The sequence below is a fragment of the Streptomyces sp. NPDC058239 genome (genome assembly GCF_042882185.1).
Classification (GTDB): Bacteria; Actinomycetota; Actinomycetes; order Streptomycetales; family Streptomycetaceae; genus Streptomyces.
In genome coordinates this window covers 227,865-247,212 of record NZ_JBHVWS010000003.1, presented here as the reverse complement: position 1 = coordinate 247,212, position 19,348 = coordinate 227,865, and the positions used below count along the sequence as shown (strand labels likewise).

General features: G+C 71.2%; 16 protein-coding genes and 2 pseudogenes. 6 read left to right on the top strand and 12 right to left on the bottom strand.

Annotated elements, in window-relative coordinates; genetic code table 11:
- Positions 1 to 8 precede the first annotated feature (8 nt).
- From ACFVYE_RS06095 to ACFVYE_RS06085, 3 genes and pseudogenes are all read left to right on the top strand, one after another.
- Positions 9 to 206, top strand: a pseudogene (locus ACFVYE_RS06095) (amino acid permease); the annotation flags it as partial.
- 4 nt (positions 207 to 210) lie between these two features.
- Entirely contained in the window at positions 211 to 1,191 is a 981-nt protein-coding gene (locus ACFVYE_RS06090) for an ADP-ribosylglycohydrolase family protein (protein WP_383963788.1), read from the top strand.
- Between the two features lie 99 nt (positions 1,192 to 1,290).
- Positions 1,291 to 1,734, top strand: a complete 444-nt coding sequence (locus ACFVYE_RS06085) for an SPW repeat protein (RefSeq protein WP_383963785.1) — start codon at positions 1,291 to 1,293, stop codon at positions 1,732 to 1,734.
- A gap of 66 nt (positions 1,735 to 1,800) precedes the next feature.
- On the opposite strand, the gene ACFVYE_RS06080 is transcribed toward ACFVYE_RS06085, so the two are convergent.
- From ACFVYE_RS06080 to ACFVYE_RS06060, 5 genes are all read right to left on the bottom strand, one after another.
- Positions 1,801 to 2,874 carry a DUF917 domain-containing protein gene (locus ACFVYE_RS06080; RefSeq protein WP_383963782.1) on the bottom strand — a complete coding sequence of 358 codons (1,074 nt, stop codon included), beginning with the start codon at positions 2,872 to 2,874 and terminating at the stop codon, positions 1,801 to 1,803.
- Positions 2,867 to 4,462, bottom strand: coding sequence for a hydantoinase/oxoprolinase N-terminal domain-containing protein (locus ACFVYE_RS06075; RefSeq protein WP_389604298.1), 1,596 nt, complete (start codon positions 4,460 to 4,462; stop codon positions 2,867 to 2,869). The genes ACFVYE_RS06080 and ACFVYE_RS06075 overlap by 8 nt, the downstream gene beginning before the upstream one ends.
- Before the next feature lie 36 nt (positions 4,463 to 4,498).
- Positions 4,499 to 5,950, bottom strand: a complete 1,452-nt coding sequence (locus tag ACFVYE_RS06070) for a purine-cytosine permease family protein (protein ID WP_389604296.1) — start codon at positions 5,948 to 5,950, stop codon at positions 4,499 to 4,501.
- A gap of 94 nt (positions 5,951 to 6,044) precedes the next feature.
- Positions 6,045 to 7,385, bottom strand: a complete 1,341-nt coding sequence (locus ACFVYE_RS06065; RefSeq protein WP_389604294.1) for a hydantoinase/oxoprolinase N-terminal domain-containing protein — start codon at positions 7,383 to 7,385, stop codon at positions 6,045 to 6,047.
- Complete coding sequence (locus tag ACFVYE_RS06060) at positions 7,382 to 8,467, bottom strand: DUF917 domain-containing protein (protein WP_383963771.1); 1,086 nt, start codon at positions 8,465 to 8,467, stop codon at positions 7,382 to 7,384. Before ACFVYE_RS06060 ends, ACFVYE_RS06065 begins: the two co-directional genes overlap by 4 nt.
- Before the next feature lie 90 nt (positions 8,468 to 8,557).
- On the opposite strand from ACFVYE_RS06060, the gene ACFVYE_RS06055 reads away from it, so the two are divergent.
- The 3 genes and pseudogenes from ACFVYE_RS06055 to ACFVYE_RS06045 all read left to right on the top strand — a co-directional run bounded on the left by ACFVYE_RS06055 (position 8,558) and on the right by ACFVYE_RS06045 (position 12,330).
- Entirely contained in the window at positions 8,558 to 10,084 is a 1,527-nt protein-coding gene (locus tag ACFVYE_RS06055) for a PucR family transcriptional regulator (RefSeq protein WP_383963770.1), read from the top strand.
- 64 nt (positions 10,085 to 10,148) lie between these two features.
- Positions 10,149 to 11,042, top strand: a pseudogene (locus tag ACFVYE_RS06050) (amidase family protein); the annotation flags it as partial.
- A gap of 187 nt (positions 11,043 to 11,229) precedes the next feature.
- The gene (locus ACFVYE_RS06045) at positions 11,230 to 12,330 is read left to right on the top strand and encodes an LLM class flavin-dependent oxidoreductase (RefSeq protein ID WP_389604291.1); all 1,101 of its coding nucleotides are present in this window, start codon (positions 11,230 to 11,232) and stop codon (positions 12,328 to 12,330) included.
- 157 nt (positions 12,331 to 12,487) lie between these two features.
- Here the strand turns inward: ACFVYE_RS06045 and ACFVYE_RS06040 are convergent, their stop codons facing one another.
- The 7 genes from ACFVYE_RS06040 to ACFVYE_RS06010 all read right to left on the bottom strand — a co-directional run bounded on the left by ACFVYE_RS06040 (position 12,488) and on the right by ACFVYE_RS06010 (position 19,343).
- The gene (locus ACFVYE_RS06040) at positions 12,488 to 15,322 is read right to left on the bottom strand and encodes a DEAD/DEAH box helicase (RefSeq protein WP_383963764.1); all 2,835 of its coding nucleotides are present in this window, start codon (positions 15,320 to 15,322) and stop codon (positions 12,488 to 12,490) included.
- Between the two features lie 44 nt (positions 15,323 to 15,366).
- Positions 15,367 to 16,275, bottom strand: coding sequence for a diacylglycerol kinase (locus ACFVYE_RS06035; RefSeq protein WP_383963762.1), 909 nt, complete (start codon positions 16,273 to 16,275; stop codon positions 15,367 to 15,369).
- A gap of 17 nt (positions 16,276 to 16,292) precedes the next feature.
- Positions 16,293 to 17,183 carry a twin-arginine translocase subunit TatC gene (gene tatC, locus ACFVYE_RS06030; protein WP_383963863.1) on the bottom strand — a complete coding sequence of 297 codons (891 nt, stop codon included), beginning with the start codon at positions 17,181 to 17,183 and terminating at the stop codon, positions 16,293 to 16,295.
- Positions 17,184 to 17,314: 131 nt separating this feature from the next.
- Positions 17,315 to 17,605 carry a Sec-independent protein translocase subunit TatA gene (gene tatA, locus ACFVYE_RS06025; protein ID WP_327276145.1) on the bottom strand — a complete coding sequence of 97 codons (291 nt, stop codon included), beginning with the start codon at positions 17,603 to 17,605 and terminating at the stop codon, positions 17,315 to 17,317.
- A gap of 259 nt (positions 17,606 to 17,864) precedes the next feature.
- The gene (locus ACFVYE_RS06020) at positions 17,865 to 18,062 is read right to left on the bottom strand and encodes a hypothetical protein (RefSeq protein WP_382950814.1); all 198 of its coding nucleotides are present in this window, start codon (positions 18,060 to 18,062) and stop codon (positions 17,865 to 17,867) included.
- A 35-nt stretch (positions 18,063 to 18,097) separates the two neighbouring features.
- A complete protein-coding gene (locus ACFVYE_RS06015) occupies positions 18,098 to 18,367 on the bottom strand; it encodes a hypothetical protein (protein WP_383963759.1) in 270 nt (89 codons plus the stop codon).
- 19 nt (positions 18,368 to 18,386) lie between these two features.
- A complete protein-coding gene (locus ACFVYE_RS06010) occupies positions 18,387 to 19,343 on the bottom strand; it encodes a WYL domain-containing protein (protein ID WP_351262375.1) in 957 nt (318 codons plus the stop codon).
- Positions 19,344 to 19,348: the final 5 nt, after the last annotated feature.

Sequence of the window (19,348 nt, the reverse complement as noted above, 5' to 3'; positions counted from 1 at the left end):
GGGGTGACGGTGTCCCGGTCAACGCCCTGGCCTTCCTGTACGGGGCGGGCATGACGGTCGATCTGGCCTGGCCGCGGGCAGCGGTGTACGACCCGGCGGGCGGCCACTGGTACTTCCAGTGGTTCACGCTCCTCTTCCTGGGCGCGACGGTGCTGCTCGGTGCGGGTCATCGCGTGTACGGGAGGAGGTCGTCCTCCGTAGGCTGACCGGATGAACCGTCCGAGCGTCGTGGACCGGCAGGACCGGGTGGCAGGTGCCGTCGTCGGATCGGCGGTCGGTGACGCGCTGGGGGCGCCGTTCGAATTCGGCCCCGCCTGTGTGTACGCGGCCCGCTTCCCGGACGGCGTGGGCACGATGTGCGGCGGTGGTGGCTGGGATCCGGGCGAGGCCACGGACGACACCCAGATGGCCGTTCTGGTCGCGGAGTCCCTGCTGGAGCAGGACGGACTCGATCTCCCCGACATGTTCGGCCGGTTTCGCCGATGGGCGGAAGGCGGGCCGAAGGACATCGGCCTGCAGACCGAGGACGTCCTGACGAGCGGTGCCCCCTGGGACCTCGCGGCAGCGCTGCACTTCCAGGTCAACGGGCGCGCGGCAGGCAACGGTTCGCTGATGCGGGCCGCCGCGCCGGCGGTGTACTTCGCGCGGGCGGGGCGGGTGGCGACGATGGACGCCGCCCGCCGGATCGCGGCGCCGACGCACGGAGACCGGGCCGCCTGGGAGGGCACCGCCGTGTTCCATGAGCTGATCAGGGTGGCGCTGAACGGCGACGATCCGCTCGCCGCCGTCCCGAGCGCCCTGGACCGCGTACACGAGGATCACCGCGAGCGCTGGGCCACCGTCCTCGCGCCCGGCTGGCATCCGGACGCGGCAACGGAGTTCAACGGTGCGGTGTGGCCGTGTCTGGGCACCGCGCTCTGGGCGCTGCGCACGGCACGTACGTACGAGAACGCCCTGGCCGCAGCAGTCGACGTGGGTGGGGACACGGACACGGTCGCGGCGGTGACCGGTGGTCTGGCGGGGGCGGTGTACGGCTTCGAAGCGATTCCGTCGCGCTGGACGGAGCCCCTGCACGTGCCGATGCCGGGGTACGGGGACCGTGTGCTGCGGACGACCGATCTGCTGGCCCTGGCCAGGCGGCTGGACAGCGACCGATGTGGTGCGGTTCCCACGGATATCCGTACACCTTGAATCTACACATAAGGGTGAGATAAGAGCAGAATATTCATAACAGGCCATTCTGCACACAAAGGCGCCGTTCAGGTCTGCGACAGCGAAGGAGACGAACTCATGTCAAACGTCTCGCACACCGGCCGTGACATGGCCAGTCACCCCGATATTTCTGAAATGCGCGATCGCTACACCCGAATGCTCGGCGGGCGTGATGTGGCCCTGGTGGACGCACCGGTGTTCCTCATCGGTCTCTACTGCGCCATCTCGCCCTGGGTGCTCCACTTCACGGCGAGTCAGCCCGCACTCATGACGAACAACCTGATCATGGGTATCGCGATCGCCGTGCTGGGCCTCGGGTTCACCGTCATGCCGGAGCGGATGTACGGCCTGAGCTGGGCCATATGCGCCATGGGCGCCTGGTTGATCGCCTCGACGTGGGTCGTCGGCAGCGGCCCCGACCTGGGCATCATCCTCAACAACGTCATCATCGGCGGACTGACCGTGCTGCTGGGGTTGGTCTGCGTAGGGGTGTCGATGAAGAGCGGCAAGCGCTCGGTCTGAGACAGGGAACCCCGGCCGGTCCGCGCGGAGCGGACCGGCCGAGGGCTGCCGGGCCGGTGCCGCGTATCAGACCGGCCGGAACGGCAGATAGTCCACGTCGTACCCGAAGTACCGCGGCCCGGCGAGTGCCAGGCCGCCCGGTGTGGTCCAACGCGGGTCGCAAGGGGCCGCGAGGACGCTGACCCGAAGGCCGTAGCGCAGGCCCTCCGTCGTCACCGGGTCACCGGTGTCGGTGTCCAGCACACAGATGAGGTCGGGTGTGGTGGCGACGGTCTCGCCGTCGCGGGTGGCGAGCAGATGCTCGTTCTGGAAACCCAGTTCCAGGACCCGGCCCGCCTCGTCGCCGATGCCCTCCAAACGGGCGCTGCCCCGGGCGAAGCCGCCCTGGGTGCGGCGGCTGACATCGACGACCTTGCCGGTCAGCAGATGGGTGCCCGACAGCATGGTGCGGGCCGCGTGCACCGGGTCGGCGTGTGCCGCGCGCGCCTCGCGGACGGCAACGCCGAGCCGTTCGGCGAGCGTCAGCGTGGCGGGGACGAGACCGTCGGCGAGCTGGTCCCCCCGCATCACGGTGTCGGCGCTGGAGATCTGGCAGCCGAGTTCCACGCAGACGGCCCGGGCGATGCGCTCGGCGGCGTGGTTGGAGACGGCGTCGACGATGATGCTGTTGCCCTTGTCGTCGGCGAGCGCCATCGGTGTGTTGGCCACTCCGATCAGACCGGGCAGCACCATCTGCGCCTCGGGAAAGGCACGGCCCATGGCGTCGCCGTCGACCAGCGGCAGCCCCGCCTCGGCGGCGCAGGCGATGGGCAGCATGGAATTGACACCACCGACCTCGATCGGCGCGATGTGGGTGGCGGGCCGGCCGATGTGCTTCTCCAGGGCACGCAGGGCGGCCACTTCCTCGCCACCGGCCGGGACACGTTCCAGCAGCACCGTCGGCGCGCCCATCCCGGAAACGGGTACGACGGTCGCGTCGGCCGGCACCTCGTCGAAGGCGACGAGCCGGACCGGACCGTGCTTGCGGATGGCCTCGCGGGCCAGCAGTTTGCCGATGTACGGGTCGCCGCCCCCGCCGGTGCCCAGGATGCCCGCGCCGCGCGCGATGTCGTCCAGATTGTCGAGGTTGATCTCACGCATGTGACGCTGCTCCATGGGTGTCGCGCGCCCCGGTCGGGGCGTGGGTGCTGCCGATGCCGTTCAGGTCGAGGTCGCCGACCGCCTTGACCCGGATACGGGTTGCACCGCCCGGCAGATAGGCGAGCGGGACCTCCTCCACATCCACGATGCGGACCGTGCCGGGCCTGGCGCCGGCGCTCTCGGCGCGGCCCACGGCCTCCTCGCGGGCCTCGGCGAGTACGGAGTCCCTGCGCCCCTCGGGGACCTGGAAGACCCGGTCCACCTCCCCGCCGACCTGGGCGATGGCGGCGCCCACGGCGTTGGCGACGTCGAAGTGACCGGGGCGGCGCACATCGTCGAAGCCGGGCAGAGCCGAAGGCACCAGCACACTGCCGCCGCCCACCGCGACGACCGGCAGCGGTCCGGCCGAGGTGCGCATCCGGTCGACGGCCTCGGCCAGCCGCTCGGCGATCCGGTCGAGCGCACGGGCGGTGAACTCCGGGTCCAGATGCGCGACACGGGAGCGGTCGCCGATGTCGGCGCGGCCCGCGGCGACCGCGAGATCGGTCGCGGTCAGGGTCGTACCGCCGAAGACCAGCGCCTCCTCGGTGAGCCGGAAGCCGACCGAGCGGGGGCCCGTCCCGCCGTCGGCCGACACCAGGGATCCGCCGCCGATACCGAGCGAGAGGACGTCGGGGATACGGAAGTTGGTGCGGATGCCCGCGGCCTCGCTCTCGCCCGCCGCCTCGCGCGGGAAGCCGCCCGCCAGTATGCCGACGTCCGCGGTCGTGCCGCCGACGTCGACGACCGCGCAGTCGCCGAGACCGGACAGGAACGCGGCGCCGCGCATCGAGTTGGTGGGCCCGGAGGCGAAGGTCGCCACCGGGTAGGCGCGGGCGAAGTCCACGTCCATCAGGGTGCCGTCGTTCTGCGACAGGAAGAACGGCGCGGTCAACGAGACCTCGGCGAGCGACTTGGCGAACGACTCCACGATCGCGGCCGCCAGGTCGCGCAGGGCCGCGTTGATGATCGTGGCGTTCTCACGGGCGAGCAGTCCGATCCGGCCCAGTTCGTGGGAGAGCGAGAAGTGGACGCCCGGGCCCAGCTCCGCGCCGAGAATCTCGGCGGCCCGGCGCTCGTCCTCCTCGGCGACCGGTGAGAACACGGACGAGACGGCCACCGAGGTCAGCCCGCGCGCGGCGATGTCGGCGGCGGTGCGCTTCAGCTCCTGCGGGTCGAGCGGCGACAGCGGCCGTCCGTCGAACTCCCGCCCGCCGTGGCAGAGATAGCCGTGCCCTCCGACGGCCGCCCGCTGGCGATCCGGCCAGTCGGTCATCGGCGGCAGGGCGGCCGTCGCGGGCAGGCCGAGGCGTACGGCGGCGACGGGTGCGAGCCGGGCGCCCTCGATCAGCGCATTGAGGAAGTGGGTCGTGCCGATCATGACGGCGTTGACGGATTCCATCGGCGGGTCGAGTGCCCGGATCGCCGCGGTGACGCCGGAGGTGATGTCGGAGGTGGTGGGGGTCTTCGCGGTCGCGACGATCCGGTCGTCGTCCCCGAGAAGGGCGGCGTCGGTGTTGGTGCCTCCGACGTCGATTCCGATGCGCATGGTGTGTCTGTCTTTCGTAGGGGGTGGGAGTACGGGTCAGGCGGTGGCGTTCGACGACCAGGCCGTGCCCGCTTCCGCCTCGATCGCCGCGGCGGGTCGTACGGGCTGTGCGAACGGCAGGTCGCGGGCGCCGCGCACCAGGCCGAGCTTGCCGAGGACGACGTAGCCGAGCCCGGCCAGCAGCAGGGAGTTGAGTGCCGGGATCCCCCACCACTGGTAGTGGTCGCCGAGCCAGCCGAAGAGGGATCCGGCGGCCCACAGGGCGATCGTGGCCGGCACCCAGCTGGGTTCGGTCTCGGGCAGCCGTCCGACGGAGCGGGACGCGTCGAGCTGCGGCCGCCACTTCTTCACCACGAAGTACTCGGCGACCATGATTCCGGCGACCGGCGGGGTGAGGACGCCGAGCACCGTGAGGAAGTCGGTGAACCGGTCCAGGATTCCGGCGGCGGCGGCGAGGCTGCCGAGCACCCCGATCGTGACGGTCGTACCGACCCGGTTCAGCCGGACCTTGAAGAGCGCCTCGACCGCGCCGATCAGGCCGAGCGACGACGAGTAAAGATTCCAGTTGTTGATCTTCACGGTGGCGGAGACCAGGACGATGACGCCGATGACTCCGGAGGAGGACGTGATGATGGCGATCAGGTCGGAGGACTTCACCGCGTAGGCGAGCAGCACACCGCCGAGGCCCAGGACGTACTCGCCGAGGCTGATGCCGACGACGGTCTGCTTGACGACATCGCCGGTGTTGCGGTTGAAGCGGGTCATGTCGGGGGTGGTGACCGCGCCGACGATGTACGAGCCGGCGACTATGGTCGCGCCGGTGGCGATGGACATGTGGGCGCCGAACGGCGCGGAGGCCACCAGATCGCCGATGTTGTGCCGCGAGAACTCGACCATCATCGCCCAGCCCGCGAGGCCGAGAAAGGCGGGGACGGTGACGAACGCGGTCCAGCCCATGGCGCGGAAACCACGCAGCACGAGCGCGGTGACGGCGAGCCCGCAGATCAGGCACCAGGCCCAGACGGGCAGCGCGGGCACGATGGAGTGCAGTCCGGCCGCGAACACCGCCGTCTGCACACCGAACCAGCCGAACAGGCTGACCGCGATGACAAGTCCGATGAGGGTGGAGCCGTAACGTCCGAAGCCGGTCCAGCGGACCAGCATCGAGGTGGACAGGCCCTCCCGCATACCGGCGATGCCTACGAAGATGCAGACGATCTCCAGGATCACCGAGCCGAGCGTGAACGCCCAGAACGCGCCCCAGAAGGAGAGCCCGGCGCCGAGCGCGGCGCCCAGCAGGAACTGCGTCAGGTCGGAGAGCTGGCCGAAGCGCTGCACGGCGACGTTGAACCAGGAGTAGCGGGCCGCGCGCGGCACCCGCTCAAGCGGGTAGTCCTCGTCCGTCTGCGCCTGCGACTGCTGCAGCGGCTGCTTCTGCTTCTGCTTCTGTGCGGACGGCTGTGGTTGCACATCGAACTGCTGGGTCATGGGGACGGTCCTCGGGTGGGCGGGGCGGGCAGGAGGGCGCAGCAGCACGGCACCGGGCTGCTCCGAAGGGGAGAAATGAGGTGGGGAGCGGGGGTCAGAGCGGGAGAGGCGGTCCCACGGCCCGTGCGCGAAGGAGTACCGCGCCGGGCAGATAAGGCACCGGCAGGTCCGGCTCGGCATGGGTGCGTACGCGCCGCGGATCGGCCCCTGCCCGTACGGCGCCGGCCCGGGCCAGGTCCCGTACCTCGTCGCGTACGACATCGAGGCGGCGGCCGGTCCCTCGGCGGACGATGCGGTCGCAGTGCCCGCCGACCGGGCTGGCCGCGGCGCCGAACGCCCCGGCGACGCCGCCGTGTTCGGGCCGTACGACGTCGAATCCGGTGAGTACCCGGCCGGGCACACCGTCCGCACCGCCGCCGACCAGGATCAGCGGGAGGAGTCCGGCCGCGGGGCGCATCCGGTCGGCGGCCTCGGCCAGTTCGCGGTGTGCGTCGGCGCTCACGGTGATCAGGTCGGGGAAGCGCAGGGTGACCGGGACGCCGCCGATGCGCTCGCCGGGGCCGGCCTCCTGCGGATAGCCGCCGGTCAGTGCTCCGACCCGGGCCCGGCGTTCGCCGATGTCGGCGACCACGGCGTCGCGGAGTCCGGCCAGGAGTCCGGCGCCGCGGATGGTGCAGGCCGGGCCGCTGCCCAGGCTGAGTCCGGGCTGGCGGCGCAGATACTCCAGGCTCATCAGGGTGCCGTCGCTGCGGGTGACGAGGACGGCGGCACCGGGGGCGAGGCCGAGGCCCGGGAGGGTGGCGGTCAGTTCGCCGGCCACCCGCGCCACGAGCACGGACAGGGCCGCGTCGAGGACCGTGGCGTTCTCTCGGGCCAGCAGGTCGAGGGTGCCGACGTCGCTGGAGAGCAGGACGGTCGTTTCGGGGCCCGTCTCGGCACGCAGGATCTCGGCGGCCTCCCGCTCCTGGCTGCCGTCGACGGGCGAGAACACGGCGGTGACCGCGAACGCCTCGGCGCGGCCCGCGAGCGCGGCGCCGAACCGGGCGACGGCGTCCCGGTCGAGCGGAGTGGTGTCACGCGGGGCGAGGCCCCCGCCGCCCCTGACATTCGCGGTGCCCGCGCACACGGCGTCGCGCAGTGCCTCGGGCCAGCCGAACAACGGCCGCACGGCGTCGGCGGCGGCGCCCCCGACGCGCAGCACTCCGACCCGGGCCAGCCCGTCCCGCTCCTTCACCGCACGGGCAGCGACCCGCAGCCCCACGGCGAGCTGGGTGGCCCGGCGGCGCAGCTCGGCAGGCAGCGCGCCGACGGCAGCGGCGAGCGACCCGACGGCGTCGCCGGCGACCGAGGGAACCTTGACGGCCCGTACCGCCCGATCACCGTCGAGGAGGACGGCATCGGTGTTGGTGGGCCCTACATCCACACCGAGGATCACGGGGTGCCTCCCCGGGGCGGGCGACTGCGAGTGCTCGGAGAACCGTCCCGGGCGACCCCACCGGACCCACCGAGGCCTGCGAGTCCTGCGAGGCCGAAGGCGGACGGGCCCGCCAGTCGCAGCCCGTTCGGCGTGTACCAGGCCGGGGCGGAGGGCAGCGTGACGAGGTGGACGCGGAGGCCGTAGCGGACCTCCTCGACCGGGACGGCCCAGCCCGTCCGTACATCGACCAGGGCGATCACGTCCGGCACCACGGCGAGCGGTGTGCCGTCCTCCAGGGCCGCGACGAACTCGCTGCGGGCCTCGACGAGCACCAGCCGTCCCGCATCGGGGCCCGCGCCCTCCAGCAGAACGCCCGTCGCGTCGTCGCCGTCGGCGCCCTCGGTGGCGTACCTGCGGACCGAGGAGACCTTGCCGGTGAGCAGCGCTGCCGGGCCTTCGCCGCGGCCGAGGGCGAGTGCGCGCGTGACGGATCCGGCGACGGCGTGCCGGGCCGCCTGCCCGGCGGTGAGCGGGTAGTCGGTGGATGCGGCACGCCCGCCGAAGGCGACGACGGCGGCGCGGGCGAACTGTTCGAGGTGCGCGCCGTCGACATCGTCGATGACGACGGTGTGGCCGTGTTCGTCGGCGAGGACGGCCGGTCCCGGGCGCAGTCCGGCCAGTTCGAGAACGTTCTGGTCCATGCGCGGAAAGGCGCGGCCCATCGAGTCGGCATCGAGCAGCGGCAGCTCCAGCCGGGCCGCCCAGGCGACGGCGACGCAGCCGTTGAGGCCGCCGATCTCGCTGCTCATCACCGCGGCCACCGGCGCACCGTGCAGGGTCTCGAAGCGGGCACGCAGCCGTGCGGGTTCGTCCCGGCCGCCGATCCGCTCGGCGGCGACCGCGGGCGACCCCACGAGCCCGACGGGCATGACGAGCGCGTCGGCGGGCAGCGCGGCCGGGTCGACGACGGGCACCGGACCGCACTCCTCGATCGCCTGTCCGGCGACGGGAAGGGTCACATCGGCGGGTCCGCCGCCCCCTGATCCCAGGACGGCACAGCCCCGCGCGAAGTCGGCGAGTGCTCCGGCGTCCACGTGCATGAACCCCAGCGTAGGGAGGCAGAGCACGCCCCGTATGGGCCGGCGGCTCACGATTGAACGGCTCGATGTGCTTGCAGCACACTTGGACGGATGCCGAACATCTTGGAGCTCCTCTCCTCCCCCGGACTCGACGGGGTCCGACCGCTGGTGGGCCCGCTCGACGCGGTGGAGGTCACGGGGGTGCGCCTGGAACCGCGCCCGGACCGGCTCGCCGCCCTGCCCGCCGGGACGGTCGCCGTGCTGCTGGCGCCGGTGCCGGGGCATCTGCTGGATGTGGCGGTGCGGGACGCGGCGGCAGCCGGGGCCGCCGCACTGGTCCTGACGGGTGTGACCAAGGCGCCGCACGGGCTGCCCGCCGAGGTGACCGCCACGGCGCGGGCGCTCGCCGAGCGGGGCCGGGTCGCGGTGCTGTACGCCTACGGGGATCTCGCCGGACTCGTGGTGGCCGTGGAGCGGGCGGTGGCCGGGTCCGCGGCCGACGCGCTGGCCCGGGTCGCGGCCGCGGCACTGGAGGTGCCGGCCGTTGCGGGTGACCCGGACCGGGTGGCCGCGGCGGCTGCCCGCGCGCTCGGCGTACCCGTGGAGCTGCGGGCAGCGGGTCCGGGCGAGGAGGGCGCGGCCGCCGCGGGTCCGGACGGCGAGATCCGGCTCGCAGCCCCGGCCCGCACCGGTCACGCGGGGTCGGCGGTGCGCTCCGTCCTCGCGCTGGCGGCCCTCGCGGCAGCGGGCGGCGGACACGGCGACGTCCCCGTGCGATCCCGCGGCCGGCTGCTCGCCGAACTGCTCGTGGCCCCGCAGGACCAGGCCGCCCGACTGGCTGCCCGGGGCCGGGCGCTCGCGCTGCCCGTCGACGGCTGGCACATCGCACTGCGGGTGGAGGCCGGCGGCCTCGACGCCGCGAACCGGCCGAAGGCACTGGACGCGGTGATGTCCCAGGCGCTGACCCTGCTGCGGGCCTGGGACGGACCGGCGGCGCACGCCACCGCCCCCGTGCTACCGCCCACCGACACCGTCCAGTGGAATGCCGCCCTGGTCGACGATGCCCTCGTCCTGCTGAGCACCTGGCCCGCCGACCCGGGGACGGACGGGCGGCGCGCCACCCTGGCCCGTGCCCGACGTGTGGTGGACCGGCTGGCCGGACTGCGCCCCGAGGCCGGGTTGAGATGCGGCGTGGGCTCACCGCACCGGGGCCCGCTGGGTATCCGCACCTCCGCCCGTGAGGCCCGGGCCGCCGTGCCGCGCGATGCGGGGCCGACGGTGGCCGCGCATGACGCGGTGGGCCTCGACCGGATGCTGCTGGAGTGGTACGCCTCCGACACGGCGCGCGAAGCGGTCGCCGAACTCCTGGCCCCCGTACTGGCATTGGGTCCGGAACGCGCCGAGCCGCTGCTGCGCACGCTCCAGGGGTATCTGGACCACAACAACTCGCCCGCCCGCGCGGCAGAGGCCCTGCATCTGCACCGGAACGCGGTGGGCGCCCGCATTCGCAAGATCGTCCAGCTGACGGGCGCCGATCTGAACGATCCGGATGTCCGGCTCGCCCTCCAACTGGCTTGCCGCGCCGGCCTGTCCACGTCCCCGGGCGAGCCGTCCGCACAGCCGTACCTAAAGCCCTGACGCCCACCGCTCCCGGACCTCGACCGTTCCCGGACCTCAGGCCCTCACGCCCACGATCCGCAGCGCCGCACCTGCCCGCCTCCGTGCGGCGGGCGCGGTGCTCCGGGCCATCGACCTGACCGCGTTCACCGAGGCCGCCGCGATGCTGTACGAGGGTGCGTTCGTCGCCGAGCGCTACACCGCGGTGGGAGCATTCATCGACGGCGCACCCACCGCGCCCGACCTCGACCCCACGGTCGCCCGGATCATCACCGCGTCCCGTGACATCCCGGCGCACCGGCTCTTCGCCGACCAGGCGAGGCTGGCCGCCCTCCGCACCGCCGCAACAGCCGCGCTCGGCGACGCGGACGCCCTCCTGCTGCCCACCGCACCGGGCCACCCCACGCTCGCCGAGGTCGCCGCCGACCCGCTGGGCGCCAATGCCCGCCTCGGCCGGTTCACCAACTCCACCAATCCGTTCGACCTGTGCGCGGTGGCAGCCCCTGCGGGCGAGGTGGACGGCCTGCCGTTCGGCGTGATGCTGATCGGCCCGGCGCACACCGATGAACGCCTGGCCCGAATCGCCACGCTGCTGACCCCGCCCACCCGGATCGCGGTGGTGGGCGCCCACCTGACCGGCGAACCTCTGAACCCCCAACTCCTCTCCCTGGGCGCCCGTCTGGTCCGTACCACGACCACCGCCCCCGTCTACCGTCTGCACGCCCTGCGCACGGACCCGCCCAAGCCCGGCCTGGAACGGATCGGGGAGGGCGGGGCCGCGATCGAGGCAGAGCTGTGGGAGCTGCCCGCCGAAGGACTCGGGCGACTCGTCGCCGCTCTCCCGGCGCCCATGACGCTGGGCCGGGTCGAACTCGCGGACGGAGCCGCGGTGACCGGTTTCCTGTGCGAGCCGTACGCGCTGGAAGGCGCCGCGGACATCACATCGCACGGCGGGTGGCGCGCGTACCTCGGTCGTTGACCCCAGAAACAGTTGACTCGGCACCAACACGCCTGTTCCACTGGGCAGATGCGCCCTCAGCTGCGGCTGGTCACCCGTGACCACATCGACTTCGGTCGAGTGTGGTCCGCCTCGTGTTGTTCCTGACTGCTCCGACGTCAGCGCTTCACACGACCGGTTCCCCCGCAGCACGAGATGAGGCTTCGCCATGCCCGTCGAGTTTCTCGGCATCGCAGCAACCAATGAAGGTTCCGAAGTGACACCCCGCTCCGGGGCGTCCTTCGACAAGACGTACACGCTCAAACTGGCCCGCGCACACGAGGACCACGGCTGGGACCGAGTGCTGTTCGCCTACGGCTCCGGCTCCCCCGACCCGTCCCCCGCCGCCGCCTACATCGCGGCCCGCACCGAAACGCTCCAGATCCTGGTCGCGCACCGTCCCAACGTCTCGTACCCGACGTTCGCGGCCAAGACCTTCGCAACCCTGGACCGGATCAGCGACGGCCGCCTCGCCGTGCATTTCATCACCGGCGGCAATGACCATGAGCAGCAGCGCGAGGGCGACTTCCTCACCAAGGACGAGCGATACGCGCGCACCCGTGAGGCCATCCGGATCATCAAGAAGGCGTGGACTTCGCACGAGCCCTTCGACCACGAGGGTACGCACTACCGCTTCAACGACTTCGTGAGCGACACCTTCCCTGTGCAACAGCCGCATCCGCGGGTCTCGTTCGGGGGTTCCTCACCGGCGGCGTACGCGGCCGGGGGCGCCGAGGCCGACATCTACTGCCTGTGGGGCGAACCGCTGGCACAGACCGCGGAACAGATCGCATCGGTGAAGGCCGCGGCGAAGGCAGCCGGCCGTCGGGACGTCCCCAGGATCCAAGTCGCCTTCCGGCCGATCATCGCACCGACCGAGGAACTGGCCTGGGAAAAGGCTCACCGAACGCTGGCACGCATCAAGGCACGCAAGGCAGGCGCACCGCTGAGCCGCCGTCCCCCGCTGAACAGCCCGGAGAACGCCGGCTCTCAACGACTCCTCGCAGTGGCCGCCGAGAACGAGCGCCACGACCGGGCACTATGGACACCGACCGCGGCGGAAACGGGCGGCGCCGGCAATTCGACGGCCTTGGTGGGAACACCGGAGACGGTGGCGCAGGCGCTGCTGGACTACTACGACCTGGGCGTGGAAATCCTGTCCGCCCGCGGCTACGACCTGCTGGACGACGCGATCGACTTCGGAAGGCACGTCATCCCGATAGTCCGCGAGGAAGTAGCCAAGCGGGACGCGGCCCGTACGGCCCCGTAACACCAAGAGGTGCCGGGCGGGCCGGTACACCCGACCCGTCCGGCACCCTTCCATCCCGTCCGGCGTTCGAGGACCGGGGCCCGGGGCAGAGCCCCGGTTTCGGGAAGGCGCGGGTAGGACACCCGCCGCAGGCGCACCACCCCGCACCCCGCAGACCTCACCCCACGGAGCTGTAGGCCACAACCCCCCGCAACACCGCCTCCACCGCCTTACGTGCACTCCGCGCCACAGAGCTGCCGTCCCGCGGAGCCGCGGCCGCAATCTGCCCCAGCACATCGATCACCTGCTTGCACCACCGCACGAAGTCCCCCGCCGGCATTCCCGCCTCGCTCAGCACCTCGTCCAGCGTCCGCCCCGACGCCCACATGTAGACCGCCCAGGCAAACCCCAGGTCGGGTTCACGCTGCCCGACCCCCTCCGCCTGGTTGATCTTGAATTCCTCCTCCAGGGCGTCGAGCCGACCCCAGATCCGGACCATCTCGCCCAGCGCGGTCTTCGCGGGCCCCGACGGCAGTTTCGGCGCCACCGCGTCATCGGCCTGCCGCGCCTCGTACACCAACGCCGAGACGCACGCGGCAAGTTCGGCAGGGTTCAGGCCCTCCCACACCCCGGCCCGCAGACATTCGCTCGCCAGCAGATCCAGCTCGCCGTAGAGCCGCGCAAGCCGCCGCCCGTGTTCGGTGACCTCATTGCTCCGCAGATAGTCGAGCTCGGTGAGCAGTGCGACGATCCGGTCGAAGGTGCGGGCGATCGTGTTCGTCCGCCCCTCGATCCGCCGCTCCAGCTGCCTGGTGTCGCGCTGCAGCCGGTGATACCGCTCGGCCCATCGCGCATGGTCCTCACGCTCGTCGCACCCGTGGCAGGGGTGCGCGCGCAGCTCCGCCCGGTAGCGGGCGATCTCCCGGTCGTCGGCCGCGGCGGACCGCCCCTTGCGGTGCCGCTCGGGCACTATGTGCCCGGCCTTGGTCCGCAGCGCGGAGGCCAGATCACGGCGCGACTGCGGCGAACGCGGGTTGAAGGATTTCGGCACCCGCATCCGCTCCACGGCCTCCACCGGAACGGGGAAGTCGATCGAGGCGAGCCTCTTCACCTGCCGCTCGGCGGTCAGCACCAACGGCCGCGGCTCGTCGTGGTATTCGAGCCCGCGGTGCCCGTGCCCATTGGTCCGTCCAGCGGGCAGCCCCGGGTCGAGGACCAGTGCAAGTCCGGCGAACTTGCCGGTGGGGACATGGATGACGTCGCCGGGCTTGAGCTTCTCCAGGGACGCCGCGGCCGCGGCCCGCCGCTGCGACGCGCCCTGCTTGGCGAGCTCCGTCTCCCGGTCCTTGAGTTCGCGGCGCAGTCGCGCGTACTCCTCGAAGTCACCGAGGTGGCAGGTCATGCCCTCCCGGTAGCCCTCCAGTCCCTCTTCGTTCCGCTGGACCTGGCGGGAGATGCCGACCACCGACCGGTCCGCCTGGAACTGTGCGAAGGAGGTCTCCAGCAGCTCGCGCGAGCGGTGCCGCCCGAACTGCTGCACCAGGTTCACGGCCATGTTGTACGAGGGCCGGAAGCTGGACCGCAGCGGATATGTACGCGTACCCGCGAGTCCGGCCAGCGCCCCCGGGTCCATGCCGCGCTGCCACAGCACCACCGCATGGCCTTCGACGTCGATCCCACGCCGTCCGGCCCGCCCGGTCAGCTGGGTGTACTCGCCCGGGGTGATGTCGGCGTGCTGTTCGCCGTTCCACTTGACGAGCTTCTCCAACACGACCGAACGTGCGGGCATGTTGATGCCGAGGGCGAGGGTCTCCGTCGCGAAGACGGCCTTGACGAGCCCTCGTACGAACAGTTCCTCGACGACTTCCTTGAACGTGGGCAGCATGCCTGCGTGGTGCGCGGCGATGCCTCGCTCCAGCCCTTCGAGCCACTCGTAGTAGCCCAGGACATGGAGGTCCTCGCCGGGGATGGATGCGGTCCGCTCCTCGACGATCTCGCGGACCAGGCGGCGCTTGTCCTCGTCGTTGAGCCGTAGTCCGGCGTGCAGACACTGCTGTACGGCGGCCTCGCAGCCGGCCCGGCTGAAGATGAACGTGATGGCGGGGAGCAGCCCTTCGGCGTCCAGCCGGTCGATGACCTCGGGCCTGGCCGGGGTCCAGATCCGGCTGCGCTGGCGCCGTTCGCGCTCACGGTCCGCCTCGCGGACCATCTTGCCGCGGCGGCGTTCACGCGGGTTGTACGCCCGCTGGTTCTCCATCCGGACGAGCCGGACCAGATCGGGGTTGACCTCGCGGCGTCCCGCTCCGCGGCCGCCGTGATCGGTCTCCTCCTCGAAGAGGTCGTACATCCGGCGGCCTGCCAGCACGTGCTGCCAGAGCGGCACGGGGCGGTGCTCGGAGACGATGACCTGGGTGTCGCCGCGGACGGTGTCCAGCCAGTCGCCGAACTCCTCGGCGTTGGACACCGTCGCCGACAGTGACACCAAGGTCACGGAGTCCGGGAGATGAATGATCACTTCCTCCCAGACGGCGCCCCGGAAGCGGTCGGAGAGGTAATGCACCTCGTCCATCACCACATAGCCGAGGCCGCGCAGCGCCTGCGAGCCCGCGTACAGCATGTTCCGCAGCACTTCGGTGGTCATGACGACCACCGGGGCATCGCCGTTGACGCTGTTGTCACCGGTCAGCAGGCCGACCTTCTCCGGTCCGTAGCGCTTGACCAGATCGGCGAACTTCTGGTTGGACAGGGCCTTGATCGGGGTGGTGTAGAAGCACTTGCGGCCCTGTTCGAGGGCGAGGTGCACGGCGAACTCGCCGACGATGGTCTTGCCCGAGCCGGTCGGGGCGGCGACGAGCACCCCCTTGCCGGCCTCCAGTGCCTCGCATGCCTCGATCTGGTAGGGGTCCAGATCGAACTCGTACATCTCGCGGAAGGGCGCGAGTGCCGTGGCCAGCTCGGCGGCACGGGTCCGAGAAGCCTGGTATCGCTCAGCTGGTGAGAGGTCCTCTGTCATCTTGCTTACGAGCCTACCCGCCGCCTCTGACAGTGACGCGATCTTTAAATTCCCGTGGGAGAACCCGGCGCGAGCACTCTCACCGCACCCGGCACACAGGTCGCGGTGAGCGGCAGCGCCCCGAGCTGTTCACCATCCGCGTACGCGGTGACACCGGCTGCGGCCAGCTCGATCGAGGAAACCCTGTGCACGGTGACCTTGGGGTGGCTGAGGTGCGTTCCCTTGTAGACGCGGGGGAAGACCTTCAGCAGGGTGGTGCGGCTGCAGTCCCCGACGACGGTCACGTCGAACAGCCCGTCGTCCATGACGGCGTCCGCGCAGATCCGCATGCCGCCTCCGTACGTCGATCCGTTGCCGACGGCGATGAGCGTCGCCTCGATCTCCCGGACCGGTCCGCCGTCCAGCCTGACGCGGTACGGAATGGGCTTGAACGCGGCGAGTTCGGCGAGGATCGCGAGGTCGTACTTGAACCGCCCGCCGACCCACCGCATCCGGTTCCCGCGGTCGTTGACCCGGGAGTCGAAGCCGGAGGCGAGCACGGATCCGAACCACCGCTCACCGACCCGGCCGAGGTCGATCTCGCGGACGGCGCCGCCCTTGAGGGCCTCGGCGGCCAGCCGTCCGGCGGCGGCCGGATCCCGTATCGGCAGCCCGAGCGCGCGGGCGAAGTCGTTCCCGGTGCCGACGGCCACGACCCCGAGCGGGGTCGTCGTTCCCGCGACCGCCTGCAGGGCGAGGGACATCATGCCGTCCCCACCGACGGCTATCAGTGCACCGGTCCCGCCCGCGACGGCCTCACGGGCCCGCCGCAGGGCGTCGTCGGCATCCTCGCCGAGAACCGTGCGCACGGAGAATCCGGCGTCCCGCAACGCGGAAGCGGCCGGCTGCGCGGCGTGCGCGCCCCGTCCGCGTCCTGCGGTGGGATTGACGAAAAGGGTGATCTCGCTGGTCACCCGGGGACCTTACAAGGTCAGGTGATGTCGTCGTAACCGTTCACGCGGTCCCGGTCCGAACTCGCCTGTGCGGGCAACGCCCGGGCGGACGAGACCGATTCGATCTCACCGACGTCCTCGGGGGTGAGGTCCAGATCCGATGCCTCGTCGTCGTCCAGTTCGGCGTCGGGATCGGCACGGCGTCGCCGCCTGTCGTTCAGCACAGAGAAACCGACTGCCATGAAGTACAGGACCACGATCGGACCCGCGAGCGCGATCATCCCCACGGGGTCGGTGGTGGGAGTCGCCACTGCCCCGAAGACGAACACTCCCATGACCACACCGCGCCACCAGCCGAGCATGCGACGTCCGGTCACTATGCCCGTCAGGTTCAACATGATCAGGAGCAGCGGCAGCTCGAAAGCCGCTCCGAAGATGAGCACCATCCGGACCGTGAAGTCGAGGATCTTGTCCATCGGGAGGATGTTCGCCGACCCGTCGGGCGTAATGCCCAACAGGACACGCATGCTGATCGGCAGGATCGTGTAGGCGAGCGCGGCACCACCGAGGAACAGCGGCACTGCGGCCGCCACGAAGGCGTACGTGTACTTCCGCTCGTGCTTGTGGAGCCCGGGCGCCACGAACGCCCACAGCTGGTACAGCCAGACCGGGCTGGCGATGATGACGCCGGCCATGAGGCTGACCTTCACCGTCGTCGTGAAGGGGGAGAGAAGGTCGGTGTACGCAATGACCGCGCACGCGCCCCCGGTTGTCTCGCCCAGTCCCTTCTCGCAACGGGGCACGGGAGCAGAGAGGAACTCCATCAGCGCCTGGCTGTAGAAGGCTGCGGCGATCGTCACGACAACGATGGCCAGCATGCCCTTCGCCAGCCGGTTGCGCAGCTCACGCAGGTGCTCCACCAGGGGCATGCGGCCCTCTGGGTCCATCTCCTGCTTGCGGGCAGACTTGAGCAACCCACGTCCTCATCTCGTGCAGCAGGCCCTCACCGATCAGGGCGCCTGCGTCGGCCCGTTTCTTGTCAGCGCTTGATCGAGTCTTGTCAGCGCTTGGTCGAGTCGGTCGGCTCGGCGACCGGCCGCGAACTGGTCACGTCACCGGGCGCGGCCTTGATGGTGCGCGGGGCGGCCTGGTCCTGGGCTGCGTCGTTCGCCGGCTCGGCCGGGGTGGCCGACGGGCTGCCCTCGGACTTCATGGCCTTGGCCTCGCTCTTGAGGATGCGGGCCGACTTGCCGAGCGAGCGAGCCATGTCAGGAAGCTTCTTCGCGCCGAACAGCAGAACAATGACGACGAGGATCAGGATGATCTCGGGAGCGCCGAGCCTTCCGAACATATGCGTGTACCTTCTCACCGAGGCAGCAGGGGTGGGGCGGATCGAACGTCGGACGGACGTCCGATCGTCGTACTGTCAGCGATCGTATCCCGCAGGAGTAAACGCAGGGCAATACCCATGCATCCTTGCGATTACGGCCCATGCCTCGCTCTCAGGGCCGCTTCAGCAGCGTACCCTCCGAACCCGAGAAACTGGAGGCCGCGCCCTCGCGGATCCATCGCCCCTGTTCACAGGCTCGCACAATCGTGGGGCAGTACATCTAGCGCAACGCGTCACCGGTGGCGGCAAGATCCGTCGCGGCCCGCTCCAGGTCCTCCGCCGCCCGGTTGATGCGCTGGGTCGTTCGCGTCACCTGACGTCCCAGACGCTGGGCCTCGATGAAGACCTTGACGGCCAGCACGCCGAGGACGGCGATCCCGAGAAACCCCAGGGCGATGGCGAGCATGGGCCAGAACATGCGCAGAGCCTCAATGTGTCTAGGTATCCGAAGTTCTAAAGGCTGGTGTGGAGGCGCAGTGTCCGCACCCCGCCACCGGTGAGGAGCTCAACAATCCGCTCTCCGGCGGGCTTACGGACAGCCGCGCCGCACTCCGGGCAGGTGAAGGAGTAGAACGTCGTCCGGCGGCTGGCGCCCACGGCGAGGCGGATGGCGCCCGCTGCCAGCTCGAACCGCTCGCGGCAGTCCGGGCAGGCGGCCTTGAACCGTACGGAGTCGGGCACCACCACGGTCGGAACACCTGACACCACAGACATATTGCGCATATCTCCCTCAGGTATCCGCTCAGGCCGGTCCGTCATAGGCAGCGAGCGCCGCACGGGCCGCCTGCTGTGCGCTCTGCGCCAGTTCCGGCGGGGAGACGATGCGGCCTTCCCGGCCCAGTCTCAGCGCGAGCCTGCGCAGAGAGGCCGGATCAGGAGTGCGCAGGGTGATCCGCAGCCCGCCGTCCGGCAGCTCCTGTGCGCTGTCGTGCGGGTAGTACTCGGCGACCCATCGGCCGCCGGGGCCCACCTCGACCACGACCTCCGGATCCTCGGCCGCCGGCTGGACGAGCCCTTCGGACAGATCCCGCAGTTCGAGCTCGGGCGGCGCGGCCGGCTCGTCGAGCAGCCGGATCTCGGCGACCCGGTCGAGCCGGAACGTCCGCCGGTCCTCGGAGGACCTGCACCAGGCCTCCATGTACGTATGCCCCACGGCGAACAGCCGGATCGGGTCCACCTCGCGCTCGGTGAGTTCATCGCGCGCGGGCGAGTAGTAGCGCAGCCAGAGCCGCCGCCGCTCGGAGATCGCCCGGTCGACATCGGCGAAGACACCGCCCTCGGACTCGAAGGTGACCGAAAGCCTCGAGCTCGCGGCCCCCACCTCACCGGCCGCGGTCTCCAGCTTCGCGGTGGCCCGCAGCAGCGCCTGCCGGTCGCTCTCGCGCAGCCCCGGCAGCGTGGCCACGGCGCGGGCGGCGACCAGGAGCGCCGTCGCCTCGTCGGCCGCGAGCCGCAGCGGTTCCGCGACATCGTCCGGGTTGTGCCACCAGATCCGGTCGCCGTCGGTGTCGATGTCCAGCAGATCCCCGCCGCGGAAGCTCGTACCGCACATGGGCAGCACGTCGAGGTCGGAGATCAGCTCGTCCTCGGTGATCCCGAAGGCGCGGGCGACGTCCTGGACGTGGGCGCCGGGGCGCTCACGCAGATATGTCACCAGGGAGAGCATCCGGCGGGTCTGGTCGATCGCGTTCGTGGCCATGTATA